Origin of the sequence: Mycoplasma sp. 'Moose RK' (genome assembly GCF_015708155.1) — a bacterium.
Classification (GTDB): Bacteria; Bacillota_I; Bacilli_A; order Mycoplasmatales; family Metamycoplasmataceae; genus Mesomycoplasma.
This window is the reverse complement of sequence record NZ_JADDYD010000001.1, coordinates 608,273-627,056: the sequence shown is the minus strand read 5'-3', so window position 1 is coordinate 627,056 and position 18,784 is coordinate 608,273. Positions and strand designations below refer to the sequence as shown.

The 18,784-nt window shown below is 28.7% G+C and carries 14 protein-coding genes and 1 tRNA gene; 10 read left to right on the top strand and 5 right to left on the bottom strand.

The genetic code is table 4. The annotated features are described in order from the left end of the window. Positions 1-2: 2 nt before the first annotated feature. Together IM807_RS02315 and IM807_RS02310 are read right to left on the bottom strand one after the other, a co-directional pair. Complete coding sequence (locus IM807_RS02315) at positions 3-2,321, bottom strand: ribonuclease J (RefSeq protein WP_196362945.1); 2,319 nt, start codon at positions 2,319-2,321, stop codon at positions 3-5. Positions 2,322-2,521: 200 nt separating this feature from the next. Further along, complete coding sequence (locus IM807_RS02310; RefSeq protein ID WP_196362944.1) at positions 2,522-2,863, bottom strand: hypothetical protein; 342 nt, start codon at positions 2,861-2,863, stop codon at positions 2,522-2,524. A gap of 177 nt (positions 2,864-3,040) precedes the next feature. Between IM807_RS02310 and IM807_RS02305 the strand changes: the two genes are divergently transcribed. The 4 genes from IM807_RS02305 to IM807_RS02290 all read left to right on the top strand — a co-directional run bounded on the left by IM807_RS02305 (position 3,041) and on the right by IM807_RS02290 (position 7,750). Further along, complete coding sequence (locus IM807_RS02305; protein ID WP_196362943.1) at positions 3,041-4,453, top strand: DUF2130 domain-containing protein; 1,413 nt, start codon at positions 3,041-3,043, stop codon at positions 4,451-4,453. Continuing rightward, positions 4,443-4,640, top strand: coding sequence for a hypothetical protein (locus tag IM807_RS02300; RefSeq protein WP_196362942.1), 198 nt, complete (start codon positions 4,443-4,445; stop codon positions 4,638-4,640). Before IM807_RS02305 ends, IM807_RS02300 begins: the two co-directional genes overlap by 11 nt. Positions 4,641-5,274: 634 nt before the next feature. Continuing rightward, the gene (locus IM807_RS02295) at positions 5,275-6,726 is read left to right on the top strand and encodes a hexose phosphate transporter (protein ID WP_196362941.1); all 1,452 of its coding nucleotides are present in this window, start codon (positions 5,275-5,277) and stop codon (positions 6,724-6,726) included. A gap of 76 nt (positions 6,727-6,802) precedes the next feature. Continuing rightward, positions 6,803-7,750 carry an L-lactate dehydrogenase gene (locus tag IM807_RS02290; RefSeq protein ID WP_196362940.1) on the top strand — a complete coding sequence of 316 codons (948 nt, stop codon included), beginning with the start codon at positions 6,803-6,805 and terminating at the stop codon, positions 7,748-7,750. Positions 7,751-7,837: 87 nt separating this feature from the next. Here the strand turns inward: IM807_RS02290 and IM807_RS02285 are convergent. Continuing rightward, positions 7,838-7,921 (bottom strand) — tRNA-Leu (locus tag IM807_RS02285). A 66-nt stretch (positions 7,922-7,987) separates the two neighbouring features. On the opposite strand from IM807_RS02285, the gene IM807_RS04345 reads away from it, so the two are divergent. From IM807_RS04345 to IM807_RS02255, 6 genes are all read left to right on the top strand, one after another. After that, positions 7,988-10,801 carry a DUF31 family putative serine protease gene (locus IM807_RS04345; protein ID WP_308699290.1) on the top strand — a complete coding sequence of 938 codons (2,814 nt, stop codon included), beginning with the start codon at positions 7,988-7,990 and terminating at the stop codon, positions 10,799-10,801. A 68-nt stretch (positions 10,802-10,869) separates the two neighbouring features. Then, positions 10,870-11,955 (top strand): peptide chain release factor 1, encoded by a 1,086-nt coding sequence (gene prfA, locus IM807_RS02275; protein WP_196362938.1) that lies wholly within the window; start codon positions 10,870-10,872, stop codon positions 11,953-11,955. Beyond that, complete coding sequence (locus IM807_RS02270) at positions 11,942-12,649, top strand: peptide chain release factor N(5)-glutamine methyltransferase (RefSeq protein ID WP_196362937.1); 708 nt, start codon at positions 11,942-11,944, stop codon at positions 12,647-12,649. Before prfA ends, IM807_RS02270 begins: the two co-directional genes overlap by 14 nt. Before the next feature lie 70 nt (positions 12,650-12,719). Then, positions 12,720-14,141 (top strand): glutamate--tRNA ligase, encoded by a 1,422-nt coding sequence (gene gltX / locus IM807_RS02265; RefSeq protein WP_196362936.1) that lies wholly within the window; start codon positions 12,720-12,722, stop codon positions 14,139-14,141. After that, positions 14,114-14,521, top strand: coding sequence for a hypothetical protein (locus tag IM807_RS02260; protein ID WP_230861168.1), 408 nt, complete (start codon positions 14,114-14,116; stop codon positions 14,519-14,521). Before gltX ends, IM807_RS02260 begins: the two co-directional genes overlap by 28 nt. After that, a complete protein-coding gene (locus IM807_RS02255; RefSeq protein ID WP_196362935.1) occupies positions 14,514-15,038 on the top strand; it encodes a tRNA (cytidine(34)-2'-O)-methyltransferase in 525 nt (174 codons plus the stop codon). Before IM807_RS02260 ends, IM807_RS02255 begins: the two co-directional genes overlap by 8 nt. An 851-nt stretch (positions 15,039-15,889) precedes the next feature. Here the strand turns inward: IM807_RS02255 and IM807_RS02250 are convergent. Both IM807_RS02250 and IM807_RS04340 read right to left on the bottom strand, forming a co-directional pair. Continuing rightward, positions 15,890-17,170 carry a hypothetical protein gene (locus tag IM807_RS02250; protein WP_196362934.1) on the bottom strand — a complete coding sequence of 427 codons (1,281 nt, stop codon included), beginning with the start codon at positions 17,168-17,170 and terminating at the stop codon, positions 15,890-15,892. After that, positions 17,154-18,782: a M28 family peptidase gene (locus IM807_RS04340; RefSeq protein WP_196362933.1), complete on the bottom strand. Its 1,629-nt coding sequence runs from the start codon at positions 18,780-18,782 to the stop codon at positions 17,154-17,156. Before IM807_RS04340 ends, IM807_RS02250 begins: the two co-directional genes overlap by 17 nt. Positions 18,783-18,784: the final 2 nt, after the last annotated feature.

Genomic DNA, 18,784 nt, shown 5'->3' with positions numbered 1-18,784 from the left:
AATTATTTATTAGTTTTCTTATCAAAATTAGTTTTTCGCTCTTGTGAATTTTTTTGCTCATTTTGAGCAAAATTAGGTCGATTTTGATAAGTTTTTCGTGGATTTTTTAAAATCCTTGAATCTTGTTTTGGTCTGTATTCTTTTTCCAAATTTTTATTCTGCAATTCCATTTTCTGCAAATTTTCCGAAATTTTTATCTGTCTTTTTGAATAAAAACTATTTGAAAAATCAGTTTTTTGTGTTTTTACAAGATTATTTCCGAAATTTTTAGGATTTATGCTTTGAAAATTCACCCTTTTTTCTTGCATTTTTCTTTGATTTTTATTCTTATACTCAAAGTTTTTTTGCAATGAATCTAAGTTTTTTCTTGTTTTTTGAATATAATTAGGCGAATTTTGCTCCGATTTTACTAAATTTGGTTTGCTAAATTGATCCTGTTTTTCACCTTTTATTTTCTTTGCAAAAAATTTCGTTCCTGTTTCAAAAGAATTTTTAACTTCAATTCTGTCACTATTTTTAGAAAAAATCGCTATTTTTTCAAGGTTTTTTTCTTGGAAATTAGATTCATTTTCATTTTTCTGTGTAATTCTAGACTGATTTTTTTCGCCAAATTTTTCCTGATGTTCAATAATAAAATCAACTTTTTGATCCACACAAACAATTTTTGACAAAATTACTGGTTTTCAACGTTTTGTTCGATAAAAATAAGAACTAAGGCGATTTTTTACCAACTGTTTAATTTGCGGTGGCGACCATTTTTGTCGATTTAAAAAATAATATTTGATTGATGAGAAAACAAGTCGCCTAATTTCAGCAATAATTTGGTTGCCAGTTCGAAGTGTAAAAACGCCTTTTGTGACAATTGAAATTCTTCCAGCAATTAAATTCTTGGCCTTATCAACAGGAATTAGTACAAAAACAAAACCATTTTCTCGCAGGCTTTGTCGATCATTGATAATTTTTGAATTATCACGTGATATCGTTTCACCATCAATATAAATCGGTTCACAAGGAATTTTTTTGTTTGTTTGATAAATTTCTTCATCAATCATTTCAAAAACTTGGCCATTTTCCGGGATGAAAATATTTTTAGTATTTATACCCGACTCAATCGCGGTTTGTGCATGTGAAACGCACATTCGATATTCACCATGGTAAGGAAAAAAATACTTTGGTTTTGTTAGTTGAAAAATTTTTTCATGTTCTGCTTTATAAGCATGTCCGGAAGTGTGTAAATAGCCATCTGGCCCATTTTCCTTGATTATTGCTTGTAATTTGTAAAGTCGATTAATTAAATGCTCGATTTTAATTTTGTTTCCCGGAATTGGCGAAGAAGAAAAAATAATCATGTCACGTGGCTCAATATTGATTTTTGGGTGTTTTTTATTTGACATTCTGTCAAGAGCTGCAAGCTGTTCACCCTGAGATCCGGTTGTTAAAATTAACATCTGATTTTCATCAATTCCAGTTAAATTTTTGCCCAAAAAAACATCATCAGGAACATTAATGTAACCTGAACGACGGCCAATATTAATTCCATTGACCATTGAACGGCCAAAAACAAGAATTTTTTTTTCTAATTTAATCCCAATTTCAATTAGAGCCTTAATTCGCGTTAAATTTGATGCAAAAGCAGTGATGATAATTTTTCTTGTCGCAGCACGCATGTGCATTTCAATGTCAGCCAAAATGTCACGTTCTGACGGTGAGTGATTTGGCCGCATTGCATTTGTTGAATCAGAAAATAATACTGTCAAATTTTGCTTACCAATTTGCTTTAGTCTTTCAAAATCAGTGTAATTTCCAATTGGTGTGTAATCAAAACGAAAGTCACCTGTACACATTATCGAACCATGTTTTGAAGTGACTCGAACCCCAAAAGCGTCAGGAATTGAGTGTTGTGCAGTCCAAAAATCAACTGTCAATGTGTTAAAACAGTGAATTTCATCCTTGACAATTTCGACAAATTGAACTTTGGGTTTAATTTTTTGATCCTCAAATTTTGCTTTTAAATATTCAATGGCAATTTTTGGGGCAAAAATCTTTTTGATATCAACTTCTTGAACCAAATAAATAATACCACCAATGTGATCTTCATGTCCGTGAGTTATAAAAAGTCCACGAATTTTTGCCTGATTTTCCTGTAAATATTGGTAATTTGGCACCATTCCTTTAATCCCAGTTGAAAAAAGATTGGCAAATTTTATTCCAGCATCAATGATAACAATGTCATTATCATCTTCGATAACTAGGGTTGATTTTCCAATTTCTTGCATCCCACCAAGGCCAAAAAAACGAGTTGGATTAACAGTTGTTGACATAATTTTCCTGTCATTTTTAATATTTTATTATTTAAAAATAGTGAAAATTTTGCAAAAAGTCACTAAAAACGCTTTTCTTTTTATTATTTTCAAAAAGAAAAAAAGCAAAACAAGCAAGTCTTAGGCAATTTATAATTAAGAAAAGTTTAATTATAAATAACTAATAATTTTAACAAAATTTTATCAAAAAGTATTAATTTTTATTTTTTGCAAACACGAACAATTCCTGGATTTCTCAAATCAAGATCAAATTGGCCCATATAATGGTCTAAATTTGACAAAATTTGCTCACGGACAACACCCATACCAATTCCAGAAATTAAACTAAGACATTTTGTTGCTGAAGAATTTAACTGAAAAATTAAATTTTCGATAATACTTGCTGTCTTTAGTGAATCAAAACCATGAAAATCAAAAAAAATTTCTTCATCATCAAAAGAATGAAATTGAAAATTAGAATTAGAATTTGTACTTATTTCTAATTCATTAATAAATTCATCCCAATCTGCAAAATGGTACTGCTTTGTTTTTTTATTTTTCATATATTATTGCCAATTTCAAATTAAAAACATTAGTTTAGACAAGAAACATTTTCAACATGCAAAAAATTCTTATAAAAAATAATTTTACCACAATTTAAAGAAAAAACAAGATTATTCGAACACAAAAAGGGCAATTATTACTAAAATCTTTCACAAAATGTTACAATTTGTTAAATTATGGAAAACAATTTTAATACTAAAAAATCTGTTTCTATCAAAATAGTTGATAGAGACAGATTGAAATATGAACTTTTAGAGGATGCAAAAAAGGGAGATTGATTCTCAATAATTGGAGATGTTGAATCTTATATTGATTCGCGAGTAAAAGAAAGAGAAGCTGATAATGAGGAAAGAATTCGTAATAATATTCTTGAGCATGATCCTAAAATTAGAGAATTAAAAGAAGAGAATAAAAAATTACAAGACGATATTCGTAAAAATGAAAATGAATTTAATAAAAAAGTATCAAATTTACGGCAAGAAAATTCCGAAAAAATAAATAAATCAGATATTGAAATTAATAATTTGAAAAACGAAATAAAAAATCTAAAAGAAAATCTTAATGATAAAGTATTCAGAAAAGTTCAAGAAGAATTAGCTAAGAAAAAAGATGAAATTGAAGAAAATTGAAATCGAAAAATTAAGGAAGAAATAAAAAAAGCAGAGGATAATGCTGAAAAGAATAAAAATGAAAAGATAGAGCTATTGGAGAAACAAAATAAGGAAAAACTTGAAGACAAAGATAAAGAAATTAAAAAATTAGAAGATGAAAAAGAGGCCTATCGTATTCAAGTAGAACGCGTAAATAGGTATAATTCAAAGCAAATTGGTGAGGATCTTGAAAAATGAATTCTTAATCAATACAGAACTTTTTTCCCAAATTTGGGTGATGAAAATGAAAATTTTAGTATGGATTTAAGAAAAGATAATGATGTTGTTGTTGGTGAAGGTGGTGGAACCAAAACTGATTTTGTTTTTGAAATTATAGATAAAAAAGAAATTAAGGATAGCAAAAGAATTGTTATTGAGGCAAAATCTGAGTCTAGTCAAAAAACAGGTTCTCAAAAGAATGCTAGTTTTTTTAAAAAACTTGAAAATGATCGCAATAAAAAGAAAGCTGAGTATGCAATTTTAGTTACTGAACTTGAAGATGAAACTTCAATTACTGTTGAAGTTGTGCAAAAATATCCCAAAATTTTTATGTGTCGGCCTCAATATTTTCTTACACTTTTGGCGCTACTAAAATCTTTTATTCTTAAGGAAAAGTATTTGTCACTACAATTGTTATCAAGAACTAAAAATTTTGATGAAAAAAACGAAATTATTTTAAAATTTAATGAATGAAAAGAAAAAAAAATAATTAAAGCAGCAAATAAAATCAAGAAAGAATCTGAAATTTGTTTAAAATCAAGCAAAAAAATTACTGAACATGCAAGAGAAATTACTGAGAATCTTGAAAAAATTATCAATGTTTCCATTATTAATTTAATTAAAGATGTTGAAGAATATAAGATTGAAAAAGTTGCAAAAAAAATTGAGAAATTAACTGATGTATCAAAAAATATTTTTGATGAGCATAATGCAAATTAGTACATTAATTTCAGACACATCAAGAAAGTGTGTCAAAATTAAACAGTATAAATTTACAGTTGAACAGGAAATTAAATACATCAAAATTGCTGAATCTAAGGGGTCAAAAACAGCAATTTTGCATTTTACAGAAGAATTTAGAGAAATTTATAAAAGCAAATCAAACAGCAAAATCGCACAAAAATAATCAATTTTCATGTGTATGGAAATAATTTAATACGAAATTGGTAACAAATGCTTTTCAATAATGATATGAAAAGCCTAATAAGTACCTGTGGTAACAATAAATTTACTCGCAAACCAAAAAAGAAGTACACAATCAGCGATTTTTCTGAAAATAACCATGAAATTTATCAAGAAATAATGGAAAAATGTTCTCAGAAGATATGGGATTGATCCTGCAATAGTTATTGAAGAACTTAGAAAAGAAAGCTTTATGCGATTTTACAGCGAGAATTAATTAATATTGAAGGTCAAAATTTCAAAAATACAACTGTTAACCATCAAAAAAATTCATTTATTAAATAATATAGAGCAACTCAAGACTTCAAATTAGTTTATCATATAAAACTCCAAGTTTTTATATAAGTTAAATCAATTCTTCAGAATTTTTTAAAAATGAACATGTTAGAAAAAATAAAAATAGAGTTTGTCTTATAATCATTGAAAAACTAATTTTCTGAATTTTTCTACTAATTTAACAACTTTCAAACCTAATTTTTATTTTTTATCAAAAGTTATATAATTATATTTAGAGGCTTTATCCTCTTGTTTTAAATTTCTAATATCTAAAGTTTAAAAAGGATTTTGTTTAAAATAGTATGAAAACAAATTTGATTTTGGACTTTGCAAAAAAGAACATCAATGAAAAGAAACCTACATTTTTTACTGGTTTTATTCTTTGATTCTTGCTTGTTTTTGCTTATGTAATTTTTGTGGTAAATTGGGGTTTTGCTTCGGCCGGATTAAATGGAAAAGCTGGCGTGAATGGTATTTTAGGTCATTTTTTTGATTCTAGTAGCGCCCCCTCCCCGTTGTTCTCTCAAGCAGTAAATTGGGGAATCACAATTGGTCGTGGAATTGGCTCAGTCTTAGTTGGATGGTTAATTGTAAAAGTATCACATAAATATGCTGTAATTTTATCATTAATTTTCATGCTTTTTGGAATTGCAGCACCTTATTCACCAACATATGCTGGGTTTGTTATTTTAAGAACAATTTTTGCTATTGGTGGAACAATGCAAATCGTTTTTATTCAACCGATTGTCTCAAATTACATGAATCAACGCCAAAAAGCTGTCATTTCACAGTTTTCACCATTTTTTTACCCAATTGGAACAATTATTACTTTACTTCCCTTTAGTGGGATTTTGGGTGAAGAATCATTAAAAATTTTTGTTGATAATTGGCAAATTGTCTTTCTTGCAATTGGTCTTTTGACATTAATTCCTTTGATTGGTTACCTAATTTTTGGGACAAAATTTGACCTTTATTCTGCAGCAATTGCTCAAAAAAGCAAAGAACCCAAACCAACTTTACTAGGTTTTTTGAAACAAAAAGATACTTGATATTGAACAATTTTGTATGGTTCATGATTAGTTGCCGTTGTCTTTCCATTTTTGTTTTCAAAACCTATTTTTGATCGCTTAATTGGTGGCGCTAATGGAATTTTCAACCAAAAGATTAACACATTTTTGATTTTATTTCTTTGTGGAATTTTTGTTGGTCCTTTTAGTGTTGGATTGATTTCAAAATTTCAACTCCGCCGTCGCGGTTTCATCAATTTTGTAATTGTTTTAGGTGTTTTTTTCTATATTTTTGCTGCAATTATTTTTGTGACAAAAATTGGTACAGATGTTGCAAATGCAAAAAATTATAGCGATAGTTGAACTTGAATTTTTCTAATTTTTGGATTTTTAATGGGAGTTTGTCTTTGGGGAATTCAGGGTGTAATTTTGAACTTACCACATGAATATCCAAATTCAAATCCACAAAAAATTGGTTTTCAATTTGGGCTAATTTGGGGTCTTGGTTACACCGCTTTTACAATTGGCACAATTTTGACCTCAATGGTTCTTTCCCCACCAGGAGTTGATTTAAAATCACTTTCAACTGCAAAAGTGGATGGTCTGGCACTTGGCGCTTTCATAATAATTATCATTTTGTCACTTGTTTCCTCTGTTGGTCTTGTTTTTCTCAGAGAGCCAAACACTCAATTTAAGAATTTACTAAAGGTTCGAAGTCTAAAAGAAATAAAAAAAATAGAAAAGTAGCTTTTTAAAGATTAGAAATTTTAAACAAAATATTCTTAATATAAATAAGAAATCAAAACTTTCTGAAAGGAAAAACATGAAACCTATAAAAATTGCCCTAATTGGCGCTGGAAATGTTGGAAATTCATTTCTTTATGCTGCTATGAACCAAGGGCTTGCTTCTGAATATGGTATTATTGATGTAAATCCTGATTTTGCTGATGGAAATGCGCTTGATTTTGAGGATGCATCCGGTTCACTAAATCAATGTTTTTCAGTTCGTCGTTATGAATATAGCGACTTAAAAGATACTGATTTTATTGTGATCACTGCTGGAAGACCACAAAAACATGGCGAAACTCGGCTTCAATTAGTTGCAGATAATATCCGAATTATTAGAGAAATTGCTTTTAAAATAAAAGAAAGTGGCTTTAGCGGAATCACAGTTATTGCTTCAAATCCAGTTGACATTATTACTCGTGCTTTTCGTGAAGCTTCAGGGTTTTCTGATGAAAAAGTGATTGGTTCAGGGACAGTTTTGGATACTGCCAGATTGCGAGTTGAAATTGCAAAACGGGCAAATGTGTCTCCAAATTCTGTTCAAGCTTTTGTGATGGGAGAACATGGTGATTCTTCTTTTGTTGCTTTTTCAAACATTAAAATTGCCGGTGAATGTTTTTGTAATTTTACCAAACTAACCGGAATTGATAGCTCAAACTATGAAAAAGAGCTTGAATTTCCAATTTCACGCAAGGCATATGAAATCATTAATCGTAAAAAAGCAACTTTTTACGGAATTGGCGCTGCTCTTGCTACAATTGTCAAAAGCATTATTCAAGATTCCAAAAATATTTTAATCGTTGGTGCAAATCTTCGTGGCGAATACGGTTTTTCAGGTCCAAATGTGGGAGTTCCTGTCGTTTTAGGTGCAAAAGGAATTGAAAGAATTGTTGAAATCACCTTGAATGATAAAGAAAAAGCTAAATTTGCTAAATCAATTGAAATAATTGAGCAAATTTATCAAGATGCTACTAAAAATATTTAGTATTTTTGCTACTCTTTTTGTTTAATTTAAAAAACCCCTTTGGAATCCTTTTGTAAGAAAAGATTCCAAAGGGGTAAATTATATAAATGGTGGCTCATATCGGACTTGAACCGATACGCATCGCTGCAGCAGGTTTTGAGTCTGCCGTGTCTACCATTCCACCAATGAGCCAAATTTTAAAAATTAAAATTAGATTGTTGTAATATAATTAATTATATCATGAAAAAATGAAGTTTAATGTTTAAAAAAATTTTTTTAAGAGGAATCCCAGCGTTGTTTGCGCCGGGATTAGTTGTTTCTTGTACTTGATTAGGCGCGGCCGAAAAGCTTAGAGAGACTTTACAAATTGGGTCCAAAAATCCTTGAGATCAGCAGTTGAATCTGAGAAAGCCACTAGACTCAGTTGTTGCTGGTCGTGTTCGCCAAATTAGCTCAACTGTTAAAGCAACAGAATTTTTGCAAAAAATAGCCATTTTGAATCCTGAAGGCAAACCTGATCAGTCAATTGGCAGAAAAAATGCTAATAGACAAGAAACTTTTTTGAATAATTCAATTATTTGGACCTTCATTCCCGGAGTTGATAATTTTGATCTTATTGGTAAATTTGACCTAAAAGTGACTCCAATCTTTGATTCAGCCAATGATTTTTATGGTTCTGTCAAGGTAAAAGTTGATGCTTTTGATAAGGATTCCAAGGAATTTATTCAGTCGAAAATCTTTGTAATTACGGGATTTGAGACAACTCAAACGGGAATTTATGCCTACAAGGATCGAATTGCAACTGCATTTGCAAGTATCAAAAATTTAACTTTAAAAGATGGAAATCAAAATCTTGATTTGCAACAAATTGGTACTAAAAATATTTGGGATTTTGTCAATTTACCAAGTAACTTTGAAAAAATGGACTTTCAAAAATTAAACAATTTTGACCAATTTGACGTTCCTGACCGGGACTCTTCTGCGCCTTCGCTTGCAAATATCGCCAAAAACCCTTACCGCCTAAAAGTGAAACCTTTTTATTATATAAAAGGAACAATTTTAGGTAATTCTTATGACAAAAGCACTAATGAAATCGATGTAATTTTGTCAATTTACCATGATTCATTTCAGAATTTTATTTCTAAAATTGTCAAGTTAAAAATCAACCCTAGTTCAACTCAAGGTTTAGAAAAATTAACTGAAGCAAAAAGTTTCAAATTACGCGAAAATTACAGCAATTTTTTACCAAGTTTTCTTACAAACCCAAGTTATAACAACGAATTTTTGCAAAAATACATCGATTTTTCCGGTCTAAATCATAAAAACTTTGACATCAAGGTTGTTTCTTCACTTTCCAATGATCAAACAGGTGATTTATTTGTAATTCTTAATTCAAAAGAGAAAAATTTGCTTTTTGGGGCTTATAGTCCCGGTCAAATTATTAAAGTTGAAGGTTTTAATTCTTACGAAAAAATCTTTGCAAAAAAGGAATTTCGTGACCAAATCAACTTTGAATACCTTGATAATTGATATAAATTATCATCTGACAGTACAGTTGCGCAAAAATTAAAAAATATCACAGACAGTCTAAATTCTTCAAGTGATTCACTGCTTTGGCCACTTTTTGGTGAGGCAATTCAGAAAACAATGACTGATGAAACACTTTTTAGAAACACAGAAGAATTAAAAAAATTTGACAAGTTAAATTATCAATTTGCATCACTAGTTAATTTTAATGTCGATAAAACTGGTGTTTCCTTCTATTTTTCTAATTGAGTTCAGGATTTTTACAAAATTTTTGTTCCTTTTGATGAAAAAGCACCAACCAAAAATATTGTGGCTGATTTTGGTCAAAGAGTTTTTGAAAATGAAATAATCAACGATGGTTTACGGGCAAGATCGATTGTAATTAGACTTCGTTCCAATGCTTTTGATAGCAAAACTCAGAGCAACACAACAAAAATAACATCTGGAACTGCCTGAGTTTTTGACCGTAAATTGAAAGTAGACCCAAAAAATCCTGGTAAATTTTTACCAACAAACACTTATTACTTGGCGACAAATCTTCATGTTGTTGCTGATTTAATTAATAATCCAGAGCAAATTTACTCTTTTTCTTACCTTTTGGATGGAAATATTAAAAATCTTGACGCAATTAGTTTTGATAATAACAATCTTTTTCGTCGTTTTGATAGAATTTCAAAAACTGAATCAAACAAAGATTTTTTGCCCCCGGAAGGATTTCAGTACATTACACCTGAAGCAAAACAGTTTTGAAAAGATTTGAAAGTTAATCCAATTGGTCTTAATTCGCCAGAAAATGGTAAATTTCGTGACATTGCAATTATTGAAATTACCTTTCCAAATGACAAAAAAATTGACAATCCCTTCAATTTAGGGATTCCGTTTTTAGATTTTGAAGATCCCTTTGGTCTTTCAACATCAATTGTCAAAAATATTCCTGATGCAATTCGTTATTACAACGAAAATCCGCTTGATTTTTTAGTTACAAATAAACTTTTACCAAGTTTTACAAAGATATCAAACAAAATTGATGCCCGTGAAAATGAAAAAATTTTACCATTACATGCTTATTTAGGCGGTTTTTTAGGCGGTTATTCCTGGGAAAGTGATGATAAAAATTCATTTATAACAACAGAAAAAATTGTCAAACAAAACAAGTTTAAAAACAATTCAGAAATTAGAGACTTCAACGGTGCTGATGGAATTTCGCTTCCTGGTTTGCGAGGTGGTCATGGGATGTCAGGCTCCTTGGTTGTCAATGAATACAACCAGGTTTTAGGGATTTTTTGGGGTGGGTATTTTCCACCAACAACACAAGGTTTGGTAAAAGGTGTGGGTCAATTTGATCCAATCGGAATTAAAATTGATAAAAATCCAACAATTTTAGCAAAATGACTTGCACAGACTCAGAACATTGAAACTGATTTGGATGCAGTTTCAAAAAAAGTTTTTGATCTTGAAAACCCAGTTGAAATTGAAAAAATGGCTCATTCTGCTAAGTGAATTAAATTTAACCAAAATTCACAAAATGTTTTTGAAGATATTTAATTTTTTTGACCCAAAAAGTGAAAAAAGCTTGATTTTAATGAGTAAAATGAAAATTTTGCAGGAGCAAAATGGAAAAACAAATGCATAATTCGCTAGTAAAAATTCGCCAACAATATCAGGAATTAAATAAACTTTTGCTAGATGAAAAAATTTTAGTTGATCAAAAAAAATACACACAAATTTCTCGTGAAATTTCAGCAATTGCTGAAATTGCCACTGTTTTTGAACAATTTTTGCAAAATGAGACAGCAATTAAGGACATGAAATTACTTTTGCAACAAGAAAAAGATCCTGAATTAATTCAACTAGCCAAATCTGAAATCACCACAGCAACAAAAAAAAATGAAGAACTTGAAAAAGAACTTCTTGTTTTGATGATTCCCAAAGATGAAAATGACGAAAAAGACGTAATTATTGAAATTCGAGGTGCCGCCGGTGGTGATGAAGCTAATATTTTTGTGGGTGATCTTTATAGAATGTATTTAAAATGAGCTGATTCTGAAAAGGCAAAATCAAAAATTTTGAGTTCTTCGTTGGCAATTGCCGGTGGTTTTTCACAAATTATTTTTCAAATTTCAGGTAAAAATATTTACTCAAAACTGAAATTTGAATCCGGTGTTCACCGGGTTCAGCGAGTTCCTGAAACAGAAACAATGGGTCGAATTCATACTTCAACGGCAACGGTTACGGTTATGCCAAAAATTAATCAAAAAATTGAAATTGTAATCAACCCAACTGATCTCAGGATTGATACTTATCGCTCGTCAGGTGCCGGCGGCCAGTCCGTAAACACAACAGATTCAGCAGTTAGAATCACCCACATTCCAACAGGAATTGTTGTTACTTCGCAGGATGAAAGGTCACAAATTGGAAATAAGGAAATTGCCATGGAAATTTTGCAATCCAAGATTTACAATCTTGAATTGCAAAAACAACAAGAAAAACAAGCTAATTTTCGTAAATTAGCTGGTTCTGGTGCAAGATCAGAAAAAATTCGCACTTATAATTATCCTCAGGATCGTGTTACTGACCATCGAATTGGTTTTTCTTGTTCTCTAAAATCGGTGATTCAGGGGGCTTTAAATCCAATAATTGATGGGCTTTTAGCAGAAGAAAAGGTTGAGTTGATGGCTCAAAATTATGGTACAAAATAGTGCAAGAATTGCACTTCTAAAGGAAAAACAGCGCTATAATTTGCCTTTAGAAATTTCAAATTTGGAAAATTTGAAGCTTGAGCTTGGTTATCCAGCACAAAAAATCATTGGTTTTATTGAGATGGAAAACGTTAGAATTTATCTTGATTTGAAGGTTTTTATTCCACGATATGAAACTCAAGAACTGATTTTGAAGGTTAAAAAAGTGATAAAAAAAGGTGATTTTGTCCTTGATTTGTGCTGCGGTTCAGGGTTTATTGGTCTTGCGCTTGCAAAATTTATTGATGCAAAAATCACTTTGAGTGACATTAGTAATGAGGCAATTATTCAAACAAAATTAAATGCAAAACATAATAATTTACAAGTAAACGTCATTAAATCTGACCTTTTTGAGAATATTCCATTGCAAAAGTTTGATATAATAATTTCAAATCCACCTTATTTAGCACCGCAAAAACTAGCTGATTCAGTTCTTAATTTTGAACCTGAAAATGCTTTGTTCGCTGTGCCTACACCATTTTTTTATTATGAAAGAATCATGCAAAAAGCTAATGATTTTCTTAAAAAAAATGGCTGAATTTTCTTTGAAATTGATTTTCAAAGTGTCGATTTTTTTCAAAAAAACTTTCCAGATTTTATAATTGAAAATGACATTAATGGTAAGCCAAGATTTGCTGTTTGGCAAAAAAAGTAGAAAAAAGGCGAATTTTTCATGCTTTTTTAAGAATTATGAATTATTTTTAATAAATTAAAGGAGAAAATAAATGAAAATTAGAACCCGGTATGCACCATCGCCAACTGGATTTTTGCACATTGGTGGCGCCAGAACCGCTCTTTTTAATTATTTATTTGCAAAGCATTACAATGGCGATTTTGTTCTTCGAATCGAAGATAGCGATGTTCAGAGAAATATTGTTGAAGGTGAAAGATCGCAAATTGAAAATTTGCTGTGACTTGGAATTATTCCTGATGAAAAACCAGGATCAATTACTGAATATGGGCCCTATCGCCAGTCAGAAAAATTGGAAAGATACCAAAAATTGGCACAAAAACTAGTTGAAAAAGGATTTGCATATTATGCTTTTGACAATTCAGATGAACTTGAATTGCAACGAAAACAACAATCCGAACAAGGAATTTTTAGTTTTCGCTATGATCCAAAATGGCTAAAAATTTCTGAAAAAGAGAAAAAAAAACGACTAGAAAACAAAGAATTTGTGATTCGTTTTCGAATGGATCCAGTAAAAAAATATTGCTGAAATGATCTTGTTCGCGGTGAAATTTGCTTTGATTCTAGCTCAATTAGCGACTGAGTTATTTTAAAATCTGATGGTTTTCCAACCTACAATTTCGCTGTGGTTGTTGATGATTTTGACATGAAAATAAGTCATATTTTTCGTGGTGAAGAGCATATTTCTAACACTCCAAAACAGCTGGGAATTTATGAGTCTTTTGGTTGAAAACCACCAGAATTTGGCCATTTGACAATAATTACTGATAAATACGGTAAAAAACTTTCAAAACGAGACAAAAATCTTTTTCAGTTCATTGAAGATTATAAAAATCAAGGCTATCATAGTCATGCACTCTTCAATTTTCTTGTGCTTTTAGGATGGACTAGCCACAATTCACAGGAATTTTTTGATAAGGAATCGTTGATTAATGTTTTTGATTATCAAAGACTTTCGAAAGCACCTTCAAGTTTTGATATTGAAAAGTTAAACTGATTTTCAAAATCTTATATTTCAAAAATGAGTCCAGATGCAATTTTAGAAAAACTAAAATTGGAAAAAGATAATTTGTGGAACCGTGTTTTTGTTGAAACTTTTCAAAAAAGTGCTATTAAATTTAGTGATTTTCAAAAGCATTTTAACTTTTTTTCTAAACCAGAAAGCAAAATGACTCAGGAAATTAGTCAGCTTTTACAAGAGAATGATAAAAAACCAATTGAACTTTTTGTGCAAAAAATCAGTTTTGAAGATTGACAAATTTTCAAAATTACAGAAATAATTAATCAAATTGGTGAGGAATTAAAAATAAAAGGAAAACAATTGCTTTTTCCGATTCGCCTTGCAACAACTTGATCAATTTCCGGACCTGAATTAGCTAGCGCAATTTGATTATTGGGTCCAAAAATAATTGAAAAAAGGTTGGAAAAATGAAAGCAAAATTCTCCTCAGGCATAATTTTAAACGAAAAAAAACAAGAAATTGTTAATTTTATAGGACCATTAATGATTTCAAAAGATAATATTAATGGTGTAGAAATTGATGTTTTTGAAACAATCAATCCGAAAAATAACATGCCAATTAGACTTGAAATCAACAAAGAAATTTTAACAGTTTTTGCAGGTGAAAACACGCTTTTCTTTGAATTAAATAAAAAAATACCTAATGAATTTCACTCAGAAAATGACATAGCCGACATTTTTTCCTTACTTTGACAATTGGATCTTAAAATCAACAAAATTAAGATAAAATATGACTTATTTTTGGGAAAAATTGATGCAATTGATGCCATAAAAATCGACACTTACTACACTAATTTGGAGTTTTTAGATGATTAATGTTGTTCTTTTTCAGCCAGAAATTGGTCCTAACACTGGCAACATCATTCGCTCATGCTTTGCAACAAATTTAAAATTGCACATAATCAAGCCAATTGCTTTTGACCTTGACCCAAAACATCTTAAAAGGCCAGCTGCTGGGATTTTACTTTCTGATATTGAACACGAAATTCATCGTAATTGGGATGAATTTTGTGAGAAATATGGTAAAAAAAATTGATTCTTCATCACCAGGTATGGTCAAAAACTTTATACAGAAGTTGATTTTAAAAAAGAAATAACTGAAAAAAAAGACATTTTTTTCATTTTTGGTCGTGAATCAACTGGAATTCCCATCGAGATTTTAAAAAAAAATAAGAAAAAATGTCTCAGAATTCCAATGTTGGCAAAAGCAAGATCGCTAAATCTTGCAAATTCAGTGGTTATTGTTGCTTACGAAATTCACAGACAATTAAATTTTCAAGATTTATCACATTTTGAGGTTCAAAAAGGCAAAAATTATCTTGATGAAAATTAGAAAACTAGCTTTCTAATTTTAATTAGATTATGAAATTTGTTTTTATATTTTTAAAAATTTAAACAAAACTGAAACTAAAATTATTTTTTTGAATACGCGGTTAAACCATAGAAAATTGGCTGTTTTTCCTAAGTTTTTTCAAGCAAAATTTTGTAAAAAACGTGAAAATTTTAATTTTTAATTGTTAAATTTAGCAAAAATGTAAATTTTTCTGCTAAATTAGTATATTAATTTCAGACACATCAGGAAAGGTTTGTTAAATGAAATAATATAAATTCACAGTTGAACAGAAAATTAAAAACATCAAAATTACTAAGTCTCAAGGGTTAAAAAAGCAATTTTGCATGTGTATGGAATAATTTAATACGAAATTGGTAACAAATGCTTTTCAATAATGATATGAAAAGTCTAATAAGTACCTGTGGTAAGAATAAATTTACTCGCAAACCAAAAAAGAAGTACATAATTAACGATCTTTATGAAAATAACCATGAAATTTATCAAGAAATAATGGAAAAATGTTCTCAGAAGATATGGGATTGATCCTGCAATAGTTATTGAAGAACTTAGAAAAAAAAGAAAAAGAAAGTTTTATGCGATTTTACAGCGAGAATTAATTAATATTGAAGGTCAAAATTTCGAAAATACAACCGTTACCTATCAAAAAAATTCTAAATAATATAGAAACTCACGACTTCAAAGTAGTTTATCATATAAAGCTCCAAGTTTTTATATAAGTTAAATTAATTCTTCAAAATTTTTTAAAAATGAATATGTTAGAAAAAATAAAAATAGAGATTGTCGCAAAATCATAGGAAAAGATAGTTGTTTGATGAGTTTTTTATATTGATTTACTTATTTTGAAGAGATTCTTTTAGTTTAGCTGAATTTTTTTGAAGTTTTGAGTAAGAAAAAATAGTTATTAAACCTAAAAGTGAAATTATGATTGAAAAAAATAGAAAGGAAAAGTAAAATGAGACATAAATTGAAATCGTAGTTGTAATAATTGAAATAAATGAATAAAAAATAATACGAAAAACCAGAGAAATACCGTTTTGTTGGTGAAATTTTTTCTTGTCAAATAAGGTGTAAGTAGAGCTGTAAAAAACCGGCAAAAAAAGCGAAAATAAAATTTGTTGAAGACCTATAATTGTCACGTAAAAATAGAAACGGAGATTTAAATTATTCAAAAAAATACTAAAAAGTCAAGATAAGTTTAGTAAGACGATCGCTATTACTACTAATTTAAAATTTATTTTTATTTTAGTTTTGTTTGTTATTAGAAAAGTTAAAACACTTCCCAAAACAGAAAGAAAAGAAAAAAATAAGTTCAAATATGTAGCTCAACTTTGAAAGTTAAAAACTTTACTTTTACTTTCTGAATTAATGTAAGTGAAAAACTGCGGTATAATCGTTGTTCTTGGAATTAGAAAGATGCCAATAATTAAATTTCCAGCCAAAATCAATAATCACTTATAAAAAATAGTATTTTTATTAACTATTTTGTCTAATTCTTCCTCATTTTTAACAAAATCAAATTTGATTTTGTTAAATTTCAAACTAAAATATAAAATACCTGAAGTTAAATAGGTTAAAATATTGAAAGAAATTAGTCAGTGAAAATCTAGATTTGAATATAAAATTATTGAAAAAACAGCTGAAATTAAAAATCCTATAGCTGCTGCAAATGTGGAAAAAATGTTTAAATTTGTCATTTCCATTTTGTTATTTGACAAATAATAAACTATATCTTTTAAATAAATAAAACGGAATGAATGTATGAATCCCAACAAGGTATTTATTAAAATTAGAATTATCGAAAATGAAAAAATTAAAGGATTTTTGATACTGAAAAATATTATCAGTAAAAGTAAGAGCGAAAAAATACTTAATAAATCTGAATTTAATAGCGCTAATTTACTGTTTTTTCACTTTTGAATAATTTTTGAACTAAACAAATAAACTATTAAATTTGGAATTTGTATTAGTAAATATAAAATTGTAACAAGTCAAAAATCACCTGTCACTTTAAAAATATATAAGGATGAAGAAAACTTAAAAGCTTCTGATCCAATTAACGATGTTGCAAGTGAAATTGTATATTTTAATGAATTTTTAAGAAAGATTCTCATTGATTTCCTTGCACATCCAAAGCAAAAAGAAAAAATTTTTTAGTAAACAAAACGAAGAATTGCTATGTATTTTTGAAGCTGAAATTGAAAGAGTTATTGCATTTTTATTTTGAAAATTTGTGATGTCAGTTGAACCTGAACCAAAATAAGGTAAAAATGGAATTGCATTTTTTTCAAAAAGTTTTCTAATTTTATTGTAAAAAGGCATATTAACGGCAGTAAATTGATCGGCTATTCTAATTCTTACCCCTTCTTGGTCTCAATCCTTGTCTTGATTAACATCAAGATTGATTAAAAATTTATATTTTTTTATTTCATTGGTTGCTGTAAAATCTTTTATGCCTTGTAATTGAATTTCTTCTTTGGTTGTTAAAAGAATATTGATACTTTTTTCCATTTTCATTGTTAAGAGAATTCGAAGTAATATGTTTGATATTTTGTTATCAAGGTTTCTCGAAGAAATATCAAATTTAGAAACTTTTGTATCCGATTTGGGAAAAATTTGATAAATTTCATCTTTATTAAGGTTATTACAGCTTAAAGTTGGCCTATTAATTTTCCTTATTTTTTCTTCAGAATAGATAAAATTATTTAATTTTTCACAAAAAATTTCATTTATCTTTTCTGAATTTTGATTATAAACCTCAAAAACTCCATTTTCTCAATACGGAGTGCCTTGATTATAAACTTCGCCATTTACCACAATTCCACCAACTTCATCAGTATGCGAAATAAAAAGAACGTTATTTTTTGTACTATTTTTTGATAGAAAAACTCCATTTGTTTCTGTGTTGATAGTTTCTCCAAATAGTTTTTTGACATATTGTTTTTCAAAGCCTGGTAATGAAGGAAAAATAAGAAAATTATTCAGTAATTTTGTAAAATTCTCTCTTTTTTTTAGAATTTCATCGAAAAAATTTAAATTAGCTTTGAATTTATCTTTTATAAAAACTAAAAAATTTTGAATTCAAATTTTTAATGAATTATCTAAAAATTGCGTATATTTTTCTAGTTTTTCGAAGCTAAAATATTTGTCAAGCATTCGATCGTAATTATAATATCAATAAATAAAGAAACTGTTTCAAAGACTATTTTGCAAAAATTTTATTTCCTTTTCATAATTTAGAAATTCATCCCTGGTAGGTATTAAATTTCAACAAAAATTTAAATCTTCTATTATATTAAGTATTTTTTTATCAACATCATGAGTGTAAACAGGATCTAATACATAACCAATCATTGTTGTTTTTTGGAAAAATGCGTATTTAAAATTTAATTCATGTATATTTTTATATTGAGTTTCTTCTAAGAATGATTTATTTATAGTTTCTAGTATTATGAATTCAACAAGAAAATTTTTATATCTTAAAATTTGCAGATTTTCATCTCTTTTGATAACTTCAAAATTATTTTTTAAAAGAAATTCAATGAAATTTGTTCTTTGAGTGAATGAACAATTCATAAATCCAAAGTCCAAATCGTTTGGCATTCGCGAAATCAAATCTCTAGCCCAAAAAAGATAACTGCCCTTTATAAAAATTTGTAGATCTAAATTATTTTTTTTGTTAAAGGTCGAAATTAACGTTGAAATAAGGGGTAATAATTTTTTCATTT